Origin of the sequence: Paracholeplasma vituli (assembly GCF_025446935.1) — a bacterium.
In the GTDB taxonomy this organism is placed as follows: domain Bacteria; phylum Bacillota_I; class Bacilli_A; order Acholeplasmatales; family UBA5453; genus Paracholeplasma; species Paracholeplasma vituli.
In genome coordinates, this window is record NZ_JAOEGN010000003.1 from 77,999 (window position 1) to 96,605 (window position 18,607).

14 protein-coding genes, 5 tRNA genes and 1 other annotated feature are annotated in these 18,607 nt (G+C 37.3%); of the genes, 14 read left to right on the plus strand and 5 right to left on the minus strand.

The window, feature by feature from the left end:
• The first annotated feature begins 2 nt into the window (after nt 1–2).
• The 9 genes from N7603_RS02325 to N7603_RS02365 all read left to right on the plus strand — a co-directional run bounded on the left by N7603_RS02325 (nt 3) and on the right by N7603_RS02365 (nt 13,113).
• The gene (locus N7603_RS02325) at nt 3–4,451 is read left to right on the plus strand and encodes a PolC-type DNA polymerase III (RefSeq protein ID WP_262095723.1); all 4,449 of its coding nucleotides are present in this window, start codon (nt 3–5) and stop codon (nt 4,449–4,451) included.
• Between the two features lie 40 nt (nt 4,452–4,491).
• Nucleotides 4,492–5,256: a Bax inhibitor-1/YccA family protein gene (locus N7603_RS02330; protein WP_262095724.1), complete on the plus strand. Its 765-nt coding sequence runs from the start codon at nt 4,492–4,494 to the stop codon at nt 5,254–5,256.
• Nucleotides 5,257–5,260: 4 nt separating this feature from the next.
• Nucleotides 5,261–5,448 (plus strand) — a binding site (T-box leader).
• A gap of 41 nt (nt 5,449–5,489) precedes the next feature.
• A complete protein-coding gene (gene pheS / locus N7603_RS02335; protein WP_262095725.1) occupies nt 5,490–6,485 on the plus strand; it encodes a phenylalanine--tRNA ligase subunit alpha in 996 nt (331 codons plus the stop codon).
• A gap of 1 nt (nt 6,486) precedes the next feature.
• Nucleotides 6,487–8,832, plus strand: coding sequence for a phenylalanine--tRNA ligase subunit beta (gene pheT / locus N7603_RS02340; RefSeq protein ID WP_262095726.1), 2,346 nt, complete (start codon nt 6,487–6,489; stop codon nt 8,830–8,832).
• 106 nt (nt 8,833–8,938) lie between these two features.
• Nucleotides 8,939–9,799, plus strand: a complete 861-nt coding sequence (locus tag N7603_RS02345) for a hypothetical protein (RefSeq protein WP_262095727.1) — start codon at nt 8,939–8,941, stop codon at nt 9,797–9,799.
• Nucleotides 9,800–9,904: 105 nt separating this feature from the next.
• Nucleotides 9,905–10,924 carry a dual-specificity RNA methyltransferase RlmN gene (gene rlmN / locus N7603_RS02350; RefSeq protein ID WP_262095728.1) on the plus strand — a complete coding sequence of 340 codons (1,020 nt, stop codon included), beginning with the start codon at nt 9,905–9,907 and terminating at the stop codon, nt 10,922–10,924.
• A 12-nt stretch (nt 10,925–10,936) separates the two neighbouring features.
• On the plus strand, nt 10,937–11,884 hold the full coding sequence (gene rsgA / locus N7603_RS02355; protein WP_262095729.1) for a ribosome small subunit-dependent GTPase A: 948 nt from the start codon (nt 10,937–10,939) through the stop codon (nt 11,882–11,884).
• The gene (rpe, locus tag N7603_RS02360; protein WP_262095730.1) at nt 11,885–12,514 is read left to right on the plus strand and encodes a ribulose-phosphate 3-epimerase; all 630 of its coding nucleotides are present in this window, start codon (nt 11,885–11,887) and stop codon (nt 12,512–12,514) included.
• On the plus strand, nt 12,511–13,113 hold the full coding sequence (locus tag N7603_RS02365) for a thiamine diphosphokinase (RefSeq protein ID WP_262095731.1): 603 nt from the start codon (nt 12,511–12,513) through the stop codon (nt 13,111–13,113). The genes rpe and N7603_RS02365 overlap by 4 nt, the downstream gene beginning before the upstream one ends.
• Nucleotides 13,114–13,147: 34 nt before the next feature.
• Here the strand turns inward: N7603_RS02365 and rpmB are convergent, their stop codons facing one another.
• Nucleotides 13,148–13,336, minus strand: a complete 189-nt coding sequence (gene rpmB / locus N7603_RS02370; RefSeq protein ID WP_262095732.1) for a 50S ribosomal protein L28 — start codon at nt 13,334–13,336, stop codon at nt 13,148–13,150.
• 344 nt (nt 13,337–13,680) lie between these two features.
• Between rpmB and fakA the strand changes: the two genes are divergently transcribed.
• From fakA to N7603_RS02395, 5 genes are all read left to right on the plus strand, one after another.
• Nucleotides 13,681–15,369 carry a DAK2 domain-containing protein gene (gene fakA, locus N7603_RS02375; protein WP_262095733.1) on the plus strand — a complete coding sequence of 563 codons (1,689 nt, stop codon included), beginning with the start codon at nt 13,681–13,683 and terminating at the stop codon, nt 15,367–15,369.
• Nucleotides 15,370–15,408: 39 nt separating this feature from the next.
• Nucleotides 15,409–15,494 (plus strand) — tRNA-Leu (locus N7603_RS02380).
• 325 nt (nt 15,495–15,819) lie between these two features.
• On the plus strand, nt 15,820–16,359 hold the full coding sequence (locus N7603_RS02385) for a DUF402 domain-containing protein (RefSeq protein ID WP_262095734.1): 540 nt from the start codon (nt 15,820–15,822) through the stop codon (nt 16,357–16,359).
• Between the two features lie 77 nt (nt 16,360–16,436).
• Complete coding sequence (locus tag N7603_RS02390; RefSeq protein ID WP_262095735.1) at nt 16,437–17,363, plus strand: aromatic acid exporter family protein; 927 nt, start codon at nt 16,437–16,439, stop codon at nt 17,361–17,363.
• Between the two features lie 52 nt (nt 17,364–17,415).
• Entirely contained in the window at nt 17,416–18,105 is a 690-nt protein-coding gene (locus N7603_RS02395) for a hypothetical protein (protein WP_262095736.1), read from the plus strand.
• A 91-nt stretch (nt 18,106–18,196) separates the two neighbouring features.
• On the opposite strand, the gene N7603_RS02400 is transcribed toward N7603_RS02395, so the two are convergent.
• The 4 genes from N7603_RS02400 to N7603_RS02415 all read right to left on the minus strand — a co-directional run bounded on the left by N7603_RS02400 (nt 18,197) and on the right by N7603_RS02415 (nt 18,596).
• Nucleotides 18,197–18,271: transfer RNA gene (locus N7603_RS02400), tRNA-Gly, on the minus strand.
• Nucleotides 18,272–18,333: 62 nt separating this feature from the next.
• Nucleotides 18,334–18,410 (minus strand) — tRNA-Pro (locus tag N7603_RS02405).
• Nucleotides 18,411–18,421: 11 nt separating this feature from the next.
• Nucleotides 18,422–18,498 (minus strand) — tRNA-Arg (locus N7603_RS02410).
• 22 nt (nt 18,499–18,520) lie between these two features.
• Nucleotides 18,521–18,596, minus strand: a tRNA-Asp gene (locus tag N7603_RS02415).
• Nucleotides 18,597–18,607 lie beyond the last annotated feature (11 nt).

The following is an 18,607-nucleotide window of genomic DNA, read 5'->3' on the forward strand; positions in this document are numbered from 1 at the left end:
TTATGAACAAATTTGATTTATTTTTGAAACAATCCGGGTTTAAAGACCCCAAATTATTAGAAGCACAACTGAATAATGTAGTGGTCGACCCTAAAGAGAAAAAATGGAGTTTTTTCATCTCTTTTAAAGAAACCCCGGATGCAAAATCATTAGAAACCTTTACAAGTCAGTTACAACTTTATTTCACCATTCCAAATCAAGTTCATAAAGTCGCTTATAAATTACACTATGAATTACAAACCTGGCAAAATGACGCTGTGTCCTATTTTCAGTGGGTCTTACAAACACTATCTGAAGAACGCGGTTCTTTAAGTGTATTTAAAAACTTTGAAGTGGTTTATGCCGATGGTTTTGTTGTGTTTGTCGATGACCATAGCAACCATTTAAACCGTTATTTACCACTATTTGAAGAGGCGTTTGAACGGTATGGTTTTCATACAACGATACGTTTAGAAGTTACCAAAACGCTACCGAATGTGATTGAAGAAATCAAACTTGACGAACAAAAAGCGATTGAGAAATTAAAGGATTCAACACCAAAAGAAAAGGTTGAACCTAAAAAGGCCTTAAAGAATTTTAAAAAAGTCTATAAAGCGGACAAAATTAGTCCAATTACTGATATTCCAAAAACCAATTTGGATTTGGATACCTATCAAAATACACAAGGTGTACCAGCCTTTTCAGTGGAAGGTTCTGTACTGAAAACAGAAGTCCGACAACTTAAAAATATCTCTTTACTCCAAATGACGATTGCTGACCAAGATGACGCCATCATTGTTAAACAGTTTTTGAACAAACCAGAAGACATCACAACCGCGGAATCGTATAAGGAACACGACATCGTGAGAGTATCCGGTAGAGCCTCATTTGATACCTTCGCGAAAGACGTTGTTTTAATCGCGAATGTGATTGAATTCTTAGAAAAGACCAGTAAAAAAGAACGCAAAGATACGGCGAAGGAAAAGCGTATTGAATTCCATTTACACACCAAAATGTCAAACATGGACGGTATTACCGATGTTTCTGAATACGTGGATCAAGCGATTAAATGGGGACATAAAGCCATCGCGTTTACAGACCATGATGGTTTATATGCTTACCCCGATATCGCGAAAGCAACCAAAGGTAAACCCATCAAACCAATTTATGGGGTTGAATTAAACTATATCGATGAAACTGCGTTTAAGATGGCGATGGGTGACCAAGATATCGATCTAAAAACCGCAACCTACGTTGTCTTTGACCTTGAAACCACAGGACTTTCTTCCCAACGAGATAAGATTATTGAAATTTCTGCAGTGAAAGTCCAAAACCATCAGGTCACAGAACAGTTCTCAACCTTCGTCAATCCAGAACAAAAACTATCCTACTTTACAACCAGTTTAACCACCATCACAGATGAGGATCTAGTTGGTGCACCCAAAATTGATGAAGCCTTACCGAAGTTCTTAGAGTTTATAAAAGGTGCGATTTTGGTTGCACATAATGCATCTTTTGATATTGGGCATATTTACGCGAATATGGCCAGACTATCGATTCCTGAAGAAGAGTTTCCAGTCATCGATACATTAAACATTGCGCGTTATTACTACCGAAATGAACTCAAACGTTACAACTTAAAAGCAGTTGCTAAACTCTTTAAAGTGAAACTTGAAACCCATCACCGTGCGGTCGATGACGCTCTTGCAACCGCAAATATCTTTATACTAATGCTAGCGGATTTTTATAAACGAGGCATTCAAAAACACTCGGATATCAATAAAGATATTGAACTCGCAAATGCATGGCAATGTGGTTTTACAACACACCTAAACTTACTAGTACAAACCCAAGTCGGTTATAAAAACCTCTTTAAGATTGTCTCAGATACCCTTACAGATCACTTCTTTGAAGGTCCGAGACTATTGAAATCGGTCTTGGAAAAACACCGTGAAGGGATTTTGGTTGGGTCTGGTTGTAGTCATGGTGAAGTCTTTGAAATGGCGCTTAATCGTAGTGATGAGGACCTCAGAAGGGCAGTATCATTTTATGATTACATTGAAGTACAACCACCCGTTTCTTACCGTCACTTAAGAGAAGATTTAGGTGCGGATGCAGATTTTATCATTGAGTCACTCATTAAGAAAATCATCCGAATCGCGAAAGAGATGAATAAACTCATCATCGCGACTGGGGATGTCCATTATCTAAATGAAACTGGTGCAATCTATCGTGATATTTATATTCGTACGAAACTGGTAGGTGGTGGCACACACGACCTTGCGCGTTATGAAACCGCACCGTTACAGTATTTGATGAGTACCGATGAAATGTTAGAGGCTTTCAAGTTCTTAGGTAATGAACTTGCCTATGAAATCGTTGTAACCAATACCAATAAGTTAAACAACAAAATTGATTCTATTCAAGCCTTTCCAAAGAGCTTATATTCTTTAAGAGATAACGCCTTTAACGATAAACTTGGTATCGCCTCAATCAAAGAAGAAATTTACCGTCTGGTCTACAATAAGGCTCACGAACTCTACGGTGAAAAGATTCATCCTATGGTTGAAAAGCGTATCGAAAGAGAACTCAAGAATATCATTGAAAACGAATTCGGACCGATTTACTATATTTCTTACTTGTTAACTAAAAATTCTAATGAAGCCGGATACCTTGTTGGGTCTCGTGGATCGGTAGGATCTTCATTGGTTGCAACCCTAATGGGCATCACTGAAGTTAATCCACTAAAACCCCATTACCGCTGTCCAAATGGTGACTTCACCGTGTTTAAAATGAGTGAGGAGGATATTGCACAATTTGGTCTAACAGACCTTGAGAAATCTTTCCAAGTCCATTTAGAAAATGTCGCTTCAGGGTATGACTTATCCAATCAAAACTGCCCACATTGTGGACATGTTTTACACAAAGACGGACACGATATCCCATTTGAAACCTTCTTAGGGTTTAATGGTGATAAAGTCCCAGATATCGACTTAAACTTCTCAGGGGAATACCAATCGAAAGCACATGAGTATGTCCGTGAACTTTTAGGAGAATCCCATACGTTTAGAGCCGGCACCATCCAAACTGTCGCGGAACGAAACGCCTTTGGGTATGTAAAAGGGTATCTTGAAGACAAGCAAATTACGGGTATTCGTAACGCTCAAGTCGAACGTTTAGCGAAAAACATTGAAGGCGTGAAACGCTCTTCAGGACAACACCCAGGTGGGATTGTTGTTGTGCCATCCGAAAAAGAAATATTTGATGTCACCCCAATTCAGTACCCCGCTGATGATATTCAAGCGGGTTGGAAAACCACCCATTTCGATTACCACTCCTTTGAGGATAACCTCTTAAAACTAGATATTCTTGGTCACGATGACCCTACGATGATCCGTTTCTTAATGGATTATGTGAAGGCGAATCCGACCGAGTTCCCATTCAAAGAAGCCTATGAAATTCCAGTTGATGACCCTAAAGTCTATGCACTCTTTAACAATACCAGCTGCATCGGATTAGATCCTAAAGACATTCAAAGTGAAGTCGCATCTTTTGGGATTCCTGAACTAGGTACCAACTTCGTACGTCAAATGTTGACCGATACCAAGCCAACGAACTTCGCTGGTATGGTGAAAATCTCAGGTCTTTCTCACGGAACCGACGTTTGGCTTAAAAATGCCCAAGACTTAATTCTAAACAAAAAAGAAGAATTTCAAGGCATTACCTTTGATCAAATCATTGGTTGTCGTGACGATATCATGGTTGACTTAATCAACTTTGGTATGGACCCTTTGAAATCCTTTGAAATTATGGAGTTCGTACGTAAAGGTAAACCTTCTAAAGATAAAGAAAAATGGAAAGTCTACGAAGAATTGATGGGACGTAATGGGGTACCAAAATGGTATATCTGGAGCTGTTCTCAAATCAAATATATGTTCCCGAAAGCCCACGCAACTGCTTATGTTTTAATGGCGATGCGCATTGCATGGTTTAAAGTTTATAAGCCGATTTTATTCTACAGTGCCTATTTCTCAAAAAGGGCTGATCAGTTCGACTATGAAACCATGGTCTTAGGTCCGAATGCCATCCGCAATCGAATTAAAGAAATTGAAGGGCTATTCAATACCACTGCCAAAGATGAATCGGTCTTAACTGTATTACAAATCGCTTTGGAAATGACCTTAAGAGGCATGAAATTCCTGAAAGTGGATATCTTTAAATCGGAAGCTGTTGAATTCAAAATTGAAGACAATCATTTAAGAATGCCATTTGTTTCTGTGGATGGATTAGGCACTCAAGTCGCCTATGACATCGTTGAAAACCGAAATCAAAAACCATTTACCACACGAGAAGATGTTAAAGGCCGCACAAAGATCAATAAAACTGTCTTTGAAAAGATGGAAGCTTATGGCGCATTTGACGACTTAAATGAGGAAAATGATGTGATTGAACAAGGTTTATTTGCACTTTAGAATAGAAAGTTTTATAATACGATTGAATGGAGGAATTATTATGCAACAAAACAATCCTGTATTTTCAAGTTTAAGAAAAAACCCGGATGCTCTCGCAATCGAACGTGAGTCTGCGAGCCTACGTGGTATCATCCTAAAAACCATATTATTATTTGGTATCGCCATCGGATTTGGGGTATTCGGACTCAGTTTTGCGAATACTAACCCAGGTCTTTACATGGGGTTACTCATTACTTCTTTATTCACTGGATTCATTTCGGTAATCGTTGCGACAAGATCTGTGAGACTCGCACCAGTCTTTAGTATCATTTATGCATTATCTGAAGGTTTAGGTTTAGTCTTGATGAGTGTTATTTATGCCGATCAGTTTGGTTCGGCAGACTTTAATATCGTCTTATTAGCGGTTGTAATCACTGGTGCAATCTTCTTTGGTATGTTGACACTTTATGCAACCAAGCTAATTACTGTTACTAGAGGCTTCAGAAGATTTATGTTATCCTTTGGATTCTCCATGTTAGCTGTTGTCTTGTTTGTTTCGATCGCATCCATCTTTGATGGTGGTCAAATGGCTTATATGTTATTTGGCGATGTCAATAGCCCACTGGTATTATTCTTAACACTTGTATTCATCATGTATGGCGCATTCATGCTTACCTTACATTTTGATAACGCTACGAATATCGTCGATCAAGGTCTTGATAAACGATACGAATGGATGGTATCATTAGGACTAATGGTATCGATTGTATATATCTACTACCAAGTTTTAAGATTACTTGCTATAATAGCATCAAGAAGAGATTAAAATAACAATAGGAAGAACCAGTAAGGATTCTAAACTGTTTAGAGAGAACATGGTTGGTGAAAATGTTCCAGGGTGAATCACGAATTCAACTTTCTTGTGGTGCTAATCACACCCGTAGGTCTGCGTTAAAGATATTAAGTGCTAGAATCCATTCTAGAACTAAGGTGGTACCGCGTTTATGACGTCCTTAGAGCAATCTAAAGACGTCTTTTATTTTTTATAGGAGGAATATCATGGACTTACAACACTTGATTTTACAAGCAAAAACCCAATTAGAAACCATTGAGAACAACAATGACTTAAACAATCTCAAGGCACAATATTTGGGTAAAAAAGGGGATATCGCCAGTTTAATGATGACCCTAAAAGACTTACCAAACGATGAAAAACCAAAAGTAGGTAAGCAAATTAATGAGATCAAACAACAGTTAGAGGCGATGTTTGAAGAAAAACGTTCCGTAATCGAACAATTGGAAATCCAATTGAAATTATCGGCTGAATCGATTGATGTTACCCTACCAGGACTACAAACAGAAATCGGAACCTCTCACCTATTACAACAAATTGTTGAAGAACTAGAAGCGTTCTTTATCGGTTTAGGTTATGAAGTAAAAGAAGGACCTGAAGTTGAAAGTGACCACTATAACTTTGAAATGCTCAACTTACCGAAAGACCACCCTGCTAGAGCGATGCAGGATTCCTTCTACATTGACCCTAATCGTTTATTAAGAACGCACACATCACCCGTACAGGCGCGTACGATGCTTGAAAGTGCAGGAGAACCGATTAAGATTATTTGCCCAGGAAAAGTGTACCGTCGTGATGATGATGACCAAACTCATAGTCACCAATTCATGCAAATTGAAGGCTTAGTCATTGGTGAAGATATTTCGATGTCCGACTTAAAAGGCACTTTATTATCTGTGATTCGTAAATTCTTCGGACAAGACCGTGAAATTCGTTTACGCCCATCTTATTTCCCATTCACCGAACCATCCGTTGAAGTCGATGTCCACCATGAGGATGGCCGTTGGATTGAGGTTCTAGGGGCAGGTATGGTTCATCCTAATGTATTAAAAATGGGTGGATATGACCCTGACAAAGTCCAAGGATTCGCCTTCGGTATTGGGGTCGAACGCTTAGGCATTCTTAAATACAAAATCGACGATATCAGACAGTTTTATACCAACGATATCCGTTTCTTAAAACAATTCAAAGGGGGCCGCTAAGATGAAAATCTCGACGCATATGCTTAAAACCCTCATCCATGAGGTACCATCTAACTTAAAAGAATTAACCAATGGCTACATCACTGAAATCGAGTCCTATGAACCCTTAGTAGTTGCGACAGGTTTAGTGACTGGTCATGTTTTAACTTGTATTGACCATCCAAACTCGGATCACTTACACATTACAACTGTGGATTTAGGTAATGGCTTGGTCGAACAAATCGTTTGTGGTGCACCAAATGTTGCAGCCGGACAATACGTCATTGTTGCGACACCAGGGGCAGTATTACCAGGCAATTTCGAAATCAAACACAGCAAAATTCGTGGGGTTGAATCAAACGGGATGATCTGTTCATTACGCGAACTTGGGATTGAAGATAAATATGTTGAAGACACCTATAAAGAAGGCATTTTCTTCTTCAAAGAAGCTGTGCCTGTCGGTGCTAATCCACTTGAACTTTTAAATCTTAACCAAGATTCCATGGAATTATCACTTACACCAAACCGTAGCGATTTACTATCGGTACTTGGATTTGCTTACGATTTATCGGCAGTCCTCAATAAGAAATTAACCTATCATGAAGAAACCCCATTGGAATCCGATACACTTAATCCAGTAGTTGTTCAAAATGATACAGAAGGGTGCAACCGCTATTTCGCGAGAACCTTAAACCACATTCAAGTGAAATCCTCACCTGAATGGTTAAGAAGTGATTTGATTGCTTCCGGTATCCGCCCAATCAACAACGTTGTCGACGTCACAAACTATGTGGTGTTACAACTCGGTGTACCACTACACGCATTTGATAGACAAAAATTCGAAACCGATAAAGTCGTCATTAGAAACGCTAAAGACGGCGAAGAAGTTGTAACTTTAGACGGTGTTAAACGTCAATTAAAGGCGAAAGATATCGTCATCACCAACGGTTTATATCCAGTTGCGTTAGCAGGTGTAATGGGCTTAGAAAACACCATGGTCGATGAACAAACCACATCGATTATTTTAGAAGCTGCATCCTTTGATCCAAAACGAATTAGTGAAACCTCAAAACGCCTCGATTTAAGAAGTGATTCCTCACTACGCTTTGAACGCGGTATCGATGAAACGCGTGTTCGTATGGCAATTAATAAAGCAGCCTCGATGCTAACTGAACTCGCTCATGCTGAAGTTACGAAAGAAATCGCGATGACTGGTCTACCTTATCCAAAACCTGTAAAAGTCGAACTTCAAGTTGAAAAAGTGAATAAAACTTTAGGTATCAAGCTCGATGAAGCAGCTTTAAGGGATATCCTCAAACGCTTGAATATCATCCCTGTAGCAGAACATATGTATTTAATTCCAAGCTATCGTAATGACATACGTATTCCAGCGGATTTAATTGAAGAAGTTGCACGTATTTATGGCTTAAACAATATCCCAATGACGTTACCAAAGACCAATCAACTTGGTGCCTATTCCAAACGTCAGAATCAAGTACTTAAGTTCCGTCGTATCCTAAGAAATTTAGGTTACAATGAAGTCATAAATTACTCGTTACTAAAGACTCAGGAAGTCAATTTATTTACCCAACCAAGTGAAGATGTTATCAGCATTTTACACCCACTTTCTGAAGATAAGAAATCCTTAAGACACTCTTTAATCAATGGCTTGTTAGAAAACGCAAGATACCACGCTTCCAGACAAATCAATGACTTGAAAGTATTCGAAGTGGGTAAAGTCTACTTTTCTCATGAAGAACCCCTTCATTTATCCGCGTTATTAATGGGTACTTATCAACAAATTGGCTGGTCCAAAGAAGGCATTCAAAGTTCATTCTTCGTTTTAAAAGGTCAATTGGACGCAATTTTAGCGCATTTTGATCTGGTTGCAACGTATGAAAAAGCCTCCGATATTGAAGGTTTCCACCCAGGGGTTTGTGCGAAAGTAATGATTCAGAATGAGCCTATTGGCTATATCGGTAAACTTCATCCAAGCCTTGAAGTGGATGCTTATACGTTTGAACTAAACTTAGAACGCATCTTAGCGAAGATTGAACCTCAACCAAAATTTGAAACCATTTCTAAATATCCAAATATCACGAGAGATTTAGCATTTGTTGTAGACCGTAATCTAGAAGTTGGTAAGATCACAAAACTGATTGAACAAACAGCACGTAAATTCTTAGTCGATTTAAAACTATTCGACGTGTATCGTGATGATAAACTCGGTGAAAACAAACAGTCCTTAGCGTTCAGTTTAACCTTTAATAGCAAGGAAAAAACACTTGAAGCACAGGATGTTGATAAGTTGATGAAGAGTATTGTCAACCGTCTCCAATTTGAATTTAAAGCAGAACTTAGAGGTTAAGAAGGCAACGGCCTTCTTTTCTTTTATCTTTTTTGCTTTTTGTTGTAATTTATTTTTCTAATGATATAATGAGTTTACATAGGCTATAAAGAGGGATACATCGATCATGAAGAAAGAGAATAAATGGATTTTACCCATCATTGTCATAACAGGGACAGTGGTATTTATAATCAGTTTGACCATGTTGTTTTTAGGGGACGAATTGGACCGAATGTTCAATGTCATTGGGATTCGTGTTGTCGCCTTGTTTTTGGCGTTCGCCTCGTTTTTATCCAGCATGCTCTTCAGTTTATTAATCCTAATACACAATAAAACCGTCGTTAAAATAAATGATGATACGAATAAACGTGCAGAACTTTTCCGAGAACTACAGTTCGCATCCTCAAACTATACAATCATCGATTTTGTTGATCGGATGCTTATCTACCCAGAATCCGAACGTTATATTGATAAAATGATTACACAAAAAAGCTCAATGTTTCATATGCTAGAAGAAGGTATCTCAATCGAGGATGTCTACCAAAATAAAGACAATTACCAATTCATCACTGTAAGAATTCCATTTCGAGTGGTTGAAGGTAAAATCGTTTCAGCGATTACATTTGATAAGTTACGTTTTGAACGTGATGGTGATAAATACGAGTTTTACGGAGAAGACAGAACCAAAGAGGCCCGTGCATTCATTTTATACAACGAACGAACCAAACGTAACAATGTCATTATGAATCTAGTGATGCACAAATCCAGCAACTGCTACCGTCCGGCTGAAGTAAACCGATTCACAAAAATCAAAATATTTATTAATATTACAAGTTTACTCGGCGTTAAAGTTGAAGGGAATAGCGAACTTTATTTCTCAAACCCTGAGCAAATTGAAGGAGATAACACCAACACCTACGCGATTCACTCTTCAAACTTTTTAATTACGGATGGACCAAAAATCACTAATTTATCTTCTAAAATATAAATCATTCATTTATAGAATAATAAGAGAAGGCGAAAGCCTTTTTTTCTTAAAACGCATTCACTTATCAAATGGGTCCTTTTAGTGTATAATATCTTTGGTGATATAATGACAAATATTTATGATTTAAGACTCGAAGCCTTAGAGTCGTTTATGGAGAGTAATGGACAGAAAAAGTTCCGTGCTTCTCAAGTATTCGACTGGATTTATAAGAAAAAAGTGGTCACTTTCAAAGAAATGACCAACCTTAGCCAAGATGTTATTGAACTTTTGGAAGCTAATTTTGAAATTAAGACACTGGAAAAAGTCATCGAATCAAAAAGTGTCGATGGCACAGTGAAATATCTATATGGTTTACAAGATGGGAACCTCATTGAAACCGTGGTCATGAACCATGATTATGGGTACTCGATTTGTGTGACTTCACAAGTAGGATGTAACATGGGCTGCCGTTTCTGTGCCTCAGGCATTTTGAAGAAGAAACGTAACCTTACTGCCGGTGAAATCATGAGCCAAATCATTGAATCTGAACGCGCTTATGGTAAACGTATTAGCTATGTGGTCGTGATGGGTATCGGTGAACCATTTGATAACTATGAACACTTGATGACCTTCCTTACCAACGCGAACTCGCCTAAAGGGTTAGAAATCGTTGCACGTCACATGACGGTATCTACCTGTGGGATTGTTCCAAAGATTAAAGAATACGCAGATGAGCAACTTCAAATCAACCTCGCAATTTCCTTACACGCACCAAACAACGATGTCAGAAACCAATTGATGCCAATCAATAAGGCTTATCCAATTGAACAGGTAATTGATGCGATTCGTTACTACATGACGAAAACCAACCGTAGAATCACGATTGAATACATTTTAATCGACGAACTAAACGATAAGAAAGAACATGCTTATGAACTCCTTAAACTCCTTAAAGGGCTTAATGTGTATGTTAACTTAATCCCATATAATGAAGTTACAGAAGCCCCATTCAAACGTTCAAAACGTGAGAATCAAGAAGCCTTTTATGACGTCTTGAAAAAAGGCGGCATGAACGCAACACTTAGAAAAGAACAAGGTCACGACATCAACGCGGCTTGTGGCCAATTGAGAAGTCAAAATCTCTAATGGAGGTTACCGTTGAAAAAGGGTCAAATCATTAAACTAATCGGAGGTCTCTACGAGATTATAGACCTTGAAACCAAAACAACCATTCAAGCAAAGCCGAGTGGTATTTTGCGTTATCAAAAGCTAGATGAATCGTCCTCATTCAATAAATCCATCACTAAAAAGACGAAACTTGAAGTAAAAACCATTCAAGTGAGTCCGAAGGTTGGCGATATCGTGTTATACGACGATACCGATGTAAACCACTTAATACGGAAAATTGAACCGAGAAAAAATGAACTCACTCGACCGGATGTTGCGAATGTGGATCAAGTATTGATTCTAAATGCAGCCATCAATCCAACCTTCAGTTTTAACTTATTAGATCAATTTCTAATCCTAATCGAAAAAGCCAATATTAAACCGATTATTATTGTTTCAAAGATTGACTTGATTGACCCTGATAGTTTTAAAGCCATTCAAAAGGACTTGGCTTACTACAGTCAAATTGGTTATAAAGTCCACTATGTGAATTCAAAACAGAAAATCGGATTTGACACCTTAGAAGACATTTTTAAGGATAAGATATCTGTTTTAGCTGGACAAACCGGAGCAGGAAAATCGACGTTTTTGAATGCTTTAATGCCAGATTTAGGAATAAAAACCCAAGAGATATCGAAAGCTTTAGGCCGTGGTAAACACACTACAAGACATACAGAACTTTATGCGTATGCAGGTGGTATGATTGCAGATACGCCAGGGTTTTCAAAACTAGAACTGGATTTATTTGATGCGACATTACTGAAGAATTACTTTATTGAATTTGAATCCTATAGTCAAAACTGCAAGTTTGGTAATAAGTGTGTTCACATTCATGAACCTGGTTGTGCGGTAAAAGACAATCCAAACATTCTAAAGTCTAGGTATGAAAACTATACTAAATATTATGAAGAAATCAAAAATAAGAAAGAGGTATACTAAATGTTCATAGCCCCATCCATCTTAACAGCGAACTTCAATCAACTAGGTTCGGAAATTGAAACCATCTCAAAATCAGACTATCTACACTTAGATGTGATGGATGGTCATTTAGTTCCAAATATCTCCTTTGGTCCGCATGTTCTAAGCGGTATAAAACACCTTACAAAAATTCCGTTAGATACCCACTTGATGATTCAAAATCCACTGGACTTCATTGATCAATTTGTTGAAATCGGCTCATCCATAATTACGGTTCACGTAGAAGCGAATAAAGTTCAAGAATCGATTAATCGAATTAAAGCTTCTGGTGTTAAAGCTGGAATTACCTTAAAGCCAAAAACAAAACTAGATGAAATTTTTCCATTTTTGGATCAAGTAGATTTGGTATTGGTGATGTCTGTAGAACCTGGATTCGGGGGTCAAAAATTTATGGAAGACCAACTCGATAAGGTAAGAAAACTAGTAGAAATTAGAAGAGCATATAAATATCATTACCTCATTGAAATCGATGGTGGAATCAATGGACAAACGGCCAAGTTAGCTAAAGAAGCAGGGGTTGATATCGCTGTAGTCGGTTCTTATGTATTTAACTCTAAAGACAGAAATGCAACTATAGAGGCTTTAAGATGAAAATCGCGATAATCAGTCCGACAGTACCGGAAGATATTAGAAAAATCATAACAGTTGAAGATTACTATATTATTGCTGTGGATGGTGCCGTAGATGCTCTATCCAAACAAGGGATTGATTACCAGCTCGCAGTTGGGGACTTTGACTCTTTGGAAAACACCGAATTACTTAAAGGTGAAGTTATTAAGCTTAATCCGATTAAGGATGATTCTGATACTGCCAAAGCCCTTGAAATCGCCTTTAATAAATCCAATGAAGTGATTCTTATTGGGGGTACTGAAGGGGCTCGCAAGGACCATTTTATCGCGAATCTGATGATGTTACTTAGATACCCATCTTTAGCGATTTTAGATGGGTTTAATCACATTTCAATTAAGAAACCTGGATTGTATTCAATCGAAAAAAAAGAGTATGATTACTTGTCTGTTTTTCCAATTGAAGACAGTCTAATCACACTCAAAAATGTTAAATATCCACTATTCAATTATGCCTTAAATCGCTTTAATCCACTGGGATTATCGAATGAAATTATCAGGATTGCATCCTTAGAAGTTCATCAAGGACTAATCCTTTTAATACAATCTAAAGACAAGTCATAAAAACATAAAAAAAAAGGCGTTCGGCCTTATTTTTTTAAGCTCTTGTAAGTGTACCTTTTTTAAGTGCACGTGCAGAAACTTTAACCTTTTTAACATTTCCATCTTCATCAATGATTCGAACGGTTTGTAGGTTAACTTTCCATGTACGTCTAGTCGCATTTAAGGCGTGGCTTCTTGCATTACCAAAAGTCGTACCCTTACCTGTTACATAACATTTTGCCATAGTTTCACTCCTTTACTTCGCGCATTAAAACTATACCATACTCAAAAATAAAAAGCAACTGGTTTTAGCCTTTTTCGTGCGTATTTGTGACTACTTATATTATTATAAAGGATTATTTTATTTTGTCCAGTGAAAAGTAAGAATTTAGTCAAACAAGATGGGGGTTTATTTTTTGGTGAGATGTGTTATAATAGCGTTGTATCTTGTATACTTGCATATTCAAAGTAAACATGATATACTGAAAAAGCCTAAAAATAACACATTAAATTGACTCTATCTCACACGAGACCATATATATATCGAACAATTAAATAACCAGTCATTTAATTATCAGGAGGATTATAATGGCAAACACTATCAGTGGTTCACTATTTAAAAAGATGGTAACCAACGGTGCAATTAACCTAAAGAACAATCACCAAGAAATTAATCACTTAAACGTATTTCCGGTTCCGGATGGCGATACAGGCACGAACATGCAAATGACTATGATGGCAGGGATCAAAGAGGTTTCGAACCTAGATTCCAAATCTATCGTAGACGTGTCAAAAATTTTATCACGCGGTTTACTAATGGGCGCGAGAGGTAACTCAGGTGTTATCTTGTCCCAATTTTTCCGTGGCGTTTATTCTGAAATCGCTAAAATCAAGAACGGATCAGCTACTGTTGATGAATTCATCACAGCGTTAGTTGGTGGTTACCAAATGGCTTACCGCGCAGTTATGACCCCAGTTGAAGGTACAATTTTAACTGTCGTCAGAGAAGCTGCAGAACACGTATTAAGAGAACGTAAGACGTTGAAGTCTGTTGAAGATGTATTAAACTGTTATTTAACGTCCGCTAAAGCGTCTTTAGATCGTACACCAGAATTATTACCTGTATTGAAACAAGCAGGCGTTGTCGATTCAGGAGGCGCTGGTTTTATCAAGATTATTGAAGGTATGTTATTAGCTGCTCAAGGCCGTACACTTACCTTACAACAAGAAGTGGCTAACGAAGTTCATCATGAAGAAGGCTTCAAAGGTCAAAATATCGAAGATTTCAATATCGAATTCGGCTATTGCACAGAATTTATTGTCAAACTGCATAATCAAAATGATTTTGATCAAGATGTACTAAGAAATACTTTATTACAAATGGGGGATTCCTTAGTATTGGTTCAAGATGAAGAACTTGTTAAAGTTCACGTTCATACCAATCAACCAGGTGTAGCCATCACTTTAGGTCAAAAATATGGTGATTTGCAAACCATGAAAGTCGAAAATATGAGACTTCAACATGGTGCTGTTGTTGAAAGTATTCACGAACATGACCATGACCATAACCATGAAAATAAACAAGAAAATAGTTTCCAACCTGTAAAAGAACAAAGATCAAAATATGGCATCATTGCAGTTTGTTTCGGTGAGGGCATTAAACAAGCATTTAAAGAACTTGGCGTTGATTATATCATCGACGGTGGTCAAACGATGAACCCACCTACAGAGGAGTTTATCAATGCAGTTAAAGCTGTAAATGCAGAAAATATTATCATTTTACCTAATAACTCTAACGTAATCCTATCAGCTGAACAAACACTTGCACTCTGTGAAGATCAAAACATCCGTGTTTTGAAAACAAAGAGTATTGGTCAAGGGTATGCTTCATTGATGGTATTCGATAACACTCAAGAACTCGATGATAACGTCGAAGCAATGTCCGAAATTGTAGGCAATATGACTACAGGGGAATTAACTTATTCAGTCAGAGATACCGAAATGAACGGTGTCAAGATTGCGAAAGGTGATTTCATCGGTATTACTAAAGGCAAGATTGTTGTATCCCTTCCAGACCGTGTTTCTGCACTTCAAGGCTTACTAGATCAAATCATTAAAGAAACCTCAGAAATTGTAACTCTATTCTATGGTAAAGATGTCAACGAAGATGAAGTTAAAGAAATCAAGAAGTACATTCAATCCTTGAATGAAGATCTAGAAATCGAAGTCATCAACGGTAAACAAGATATCTACGCTTATATCGTTGCAGTTGAATAAAGTTTAAAATGGGTATAATTTACTTATACCCTTTAATTTGCGGATATGGCGGAACGGTAGACGCGCATGTTTGAGGGGCATGTGGCTTAAAGGCTGTGTGAGTTCAAATCTCATTGTCCGCACCATTAACTAATTAACGGCTTAATAAAGCCGTTTTTTTGTATAAAAATTAATATAATGCATTTAAAGCGATACTATAAACTATACAATATACATAAAAATATAGCCTAAATCTAATAACTAATATGGTGTGGAAACGGTTGATCGTCACATAACTTGACCTTAAACTATAGGTTTTCTTAACGTTTTTCGGGTCTTATCATTTGAGTAGTATTTATCAAAAAGTAAGCATAGCTTTATACATAAGGGCATATTTGGGGTTATCTTTATAAAAGTTGTCTATGATTTAAAAACTCGTGATATAATATTCGCAATTAGGGAGGTGTTTCTATGAAACCACTCAAGGTTGGTGACACTGTCCAAATTCACAGCTATAAGCATAACAAAGCTTTACATCGAATTTGGCGTAGTGCTACCGTGATTAATCAAACAGACGACTGTCTTGTATTAGGAAACTTTAAAACACGTGCGATAGAGTCTGATGGCAGAAATTGGATGACTAAAGAACCTGCCATTTGTTACTTTTTCAGAAATCAATGGTTCAATGTCATTGGTATGATTAAACCAGATGGGATTTATTATTACTGCAATTTATCCAGTCCTTATCTTTACGATGGTGAGGCCGTAAAATACATTGACTACGATTTGGATATACGAGTATCTCGTGACGGTACATTCAAAATTTTGGATGAAGACGAGTATCAAAAACATCAGTTGAAATTCCGATATCCGAATGAAATCAAAGAAATTTTAGCTAGAGAAATGGATGTATTAATCCACATGGTCAAAAATCGCATTAAACCTTTTGATGATGCATTTATTGAATCTTCATTCGAAACATTCAAAGAACTTCGTGAATCCGGCAAATGATGCTGGATTCTTTCTTTTAGTATCTAACCGCTTATTTATATAAATATAAGATATAATGATGTTAGGAGTTGATTCTTATGAAACCGTGGATTTTCCAAGCTGCGAAAATGGTAATAGGGGCTCTTTTAGCTATCTTGATTGCAGATTTATTGAACCTTACGTACAGTGTAACTTCAGGGATCATTGTGATTCTTTCGATTCAGCCAACCAAGCAACAATCGATTCGTATTGGGGTCAAGCGTATCATCGCTTCCACACTAGGACTAGCAATCACGATAGGGCTGATGTTATTACTTGGGTATACATTACCAGTGTTCATCCTGTCTTTATTGATATTTATTCCACTTGCGTTTATCTTTAAAATCGAAGATGGTATCGTCGTATCCTCCGTATTGATGTCACATATTTTGGCACAATCGGATTGGATGTTAGGAATAAATGCATTATACATATTATGGATAGGTGTTGTTATCGCCATTCTCCTCAACTTGTTTATGCCCAATAAAAGCGCAGCCATCGAAGCCGAAATACATGCAATTGATGAAGCATTAAGGGATTTGATTGTCGAAATTGGATCTAGGGGTTCAGTAAACTTTGGACCCATCCTGAAATTGATTGATGAAGCGACCCATACAATCCGTAATGAATCGATGAACAAACTACTTCCTAAACGCAATTTAAACATCTCTTATGTAACGATGCGTAAAGAACAGGTTAGTTACTTACAAATGATTGAAACAGACCTTAAACGCGTTTCAGTTACCGAATATAAACAAGACATCCTGAATTTTATTCAAACCTTCGCTCCAAGAATTGGTAAAGCAAATATGGCCTCTCTTTTAATGATTCAATTAAATCAACTCAGAGATACCTTTAAAGAAAAACCCTTGCCACTCAATCGACAAGAGTTTGAAGAACGTGCTATTTTGTTCCATATTTTATTTGATTTAGAAGCATTCTTATTAGCGAAAGTTAGATTCCATGAAGTTGAATTAATTCAATAAATCTTTACATCTTTTACGGTATCCCTTAAAATAAATCTAACGAGGTGATTTTATGCAGTTTATTAAAAACTTAAAATCGATCATGACCGAAAGTGTTGGTGTGGTAATAGTTACTATACTAATCTTAGCTGGGCTCGTGAGCGCATTTGATACACAACAAGGCGTTATTGATTTTTTTATTGAGTATTCACCGCTGTTCTTATTTGGTATTATCGCAATCTATGCACAATTTAAAGGATACAGTATTATCTCCTTGATGATACTCTTGATGATTTTCTATCCCAACAGTATTGCAAATATGTTTGAGATGATTCTACAGTTCTTAAACGGAACCAATGCTTTTAGTGTTAGAACCATCATCCATTTCTTAATTGGACTTTTCATCCTACTGATGCTGATTTCACTCACATTAAATGGATACACCATCAAACCTAAATTGCGTAACATCGATGTGCTATTCCTAAGTGTTGCGCTAATCCAAGTCTTGATGTTCAACAACATGATTGCTGCGATGAACAGTTTATTCCTAGCAATCCTTGCCTTATTGTTAGGGTCTCGTAAGATTACAGCAATGTTATTGATTACGAAATACATCGTTACACCGATTAATTATATGGTATCAATAGTAGAAGACAAACCGATGTCATTTTCATATCATTTCCGTACCATCTCTGAAATCATTGTTTTAGTTGTGATGATTATCTATCTTCTGAACTTGTCCTCATATCGAAAAATTGACTAACGATCGAAACCACTTCAAAGTGGTTTTTTTTGATAAAGGTCGATACAAAGCGAAAAAAAAGAACTCTAATGAGTTCTAAATTTATTTTTTTTGGAGCGGGCGAGGGGAATCGAACCCCCATCTCATGCTTGGCAAGCACGTATATTAACCATTATATTACGCCCACAGCATTACTATAATAACAAGATTGATAGTTCTTGTCAACTATTTTTTTAGTATTTTTTATGATGGTCGGGAAGACAGGATTTGAACCTGCGACCTCCTGGTCCCAAACCAGGCGCTCTACCAAGCTAAGCTACTTCCCGATATAATTAAATGGCGCGTCGTAAAGGATTTGAACCCTCAACCCTCTGATCCGAAGTCAGATGCTCTATCCAGTTGAGCTAACGACGCAAAAAACCTTATAGTTGGATAGTGGCGGTCCGGACGGGAATTGAACCCGCGATCTCCAGTGTGACAGACTGGCATGTTAACCACTACACCACCGGACCGGCAAGAAGAA

Excerpts from the sequence above, each read along its gene's own strand:
- N7603_RS02325 (WP_262095723.1), top strand. The coding sequence starts at position 3 with ATGAACAAATTTGATTTATTTTTGAAACAATCCGGGTTTAAAGACCCC.
- N7603_RS02330 (WP_262095724.1), top strand. The coding sequence starts at position 4,492 with ATGCAACAAAACAATCCTGTATTTTCAAGTTTAAGAAAAAACCCGGAT.
- pheS (WP_262095725.1), top strand. The coding sequence starts at position 5,490 with ATGGACTTACAACACTTGATTTTACAAGCAAAAACCCAATTAGAAACC.
- pheT (WP_262095726.1), top strand. The coding sequence starts at position 6,487 with ATGAAAATCTCGACGCATATGCTTAAAACCCTCATCCATGAGGTACCA.
- N7603_RS02345 (WP_262095727.1), top strand. The coding sequence starts at position 8,939 with ATGAAGAAAGAGAATAAATGGATTTTACCCATCATTGTCATAACAGGG.
- rlmN (WP_262095728.1), top strand. The coding sequence starts at position 9,905 with ATGACAAATATTTATGATTTAAGACTCGAAGCCTTAGAGTCGTTTATG.
- rpe (WP_262095730.1), top strand. The coding sequence starts at position 11,885 with ATGTTCATAGCCCCATCCATCTTAACAGCGAACTTCAATCAACTAGGT.
- N7603_RS02365 (WP_262095731.1), top strand. The coding sequence starts at position 12,511 with ATGAAAATCGCGATAATCAGTCCGACAGTACCGGAAGATATTAGAAAA.
- rpmB (WP_262095732.1), bottom strand. The coding sequence starts at position 13,336 with ATGGCAAAATGTTATGTAACAGGTAAGGGTACGACTTTTGGTAATGCA.
- fakA (WP_262095733.1), top strand. The coding sequence starts at position 13,681 with ATGGCAAACACTATCAGTGGTTCACTATTTAAAAAGATGGTAACCAAC.
- N7603_RS02385 (WP_262095734.1), top strand. The coding sequence starts at position 15,820 with ATGAAACCACTCAAGGTTGGTGACACTGTCCAAATTCACAGCTATAAG.
- N7603_RS02390 (WP_262095735.1), top strand. The coding sequence starts at position 16,437 with ATGAAACCGTGGATTTTCCAAGCTGCGAAAATGGTAATAGGGGCTCTT.
- N7603_RS02395 (WP_262095736.1), top strand. The coding sequence starts at position 17,416 with ATGCAGTTTATTAAAAACTTAAAATCGATCATGACCGAAAGTGTTGGT.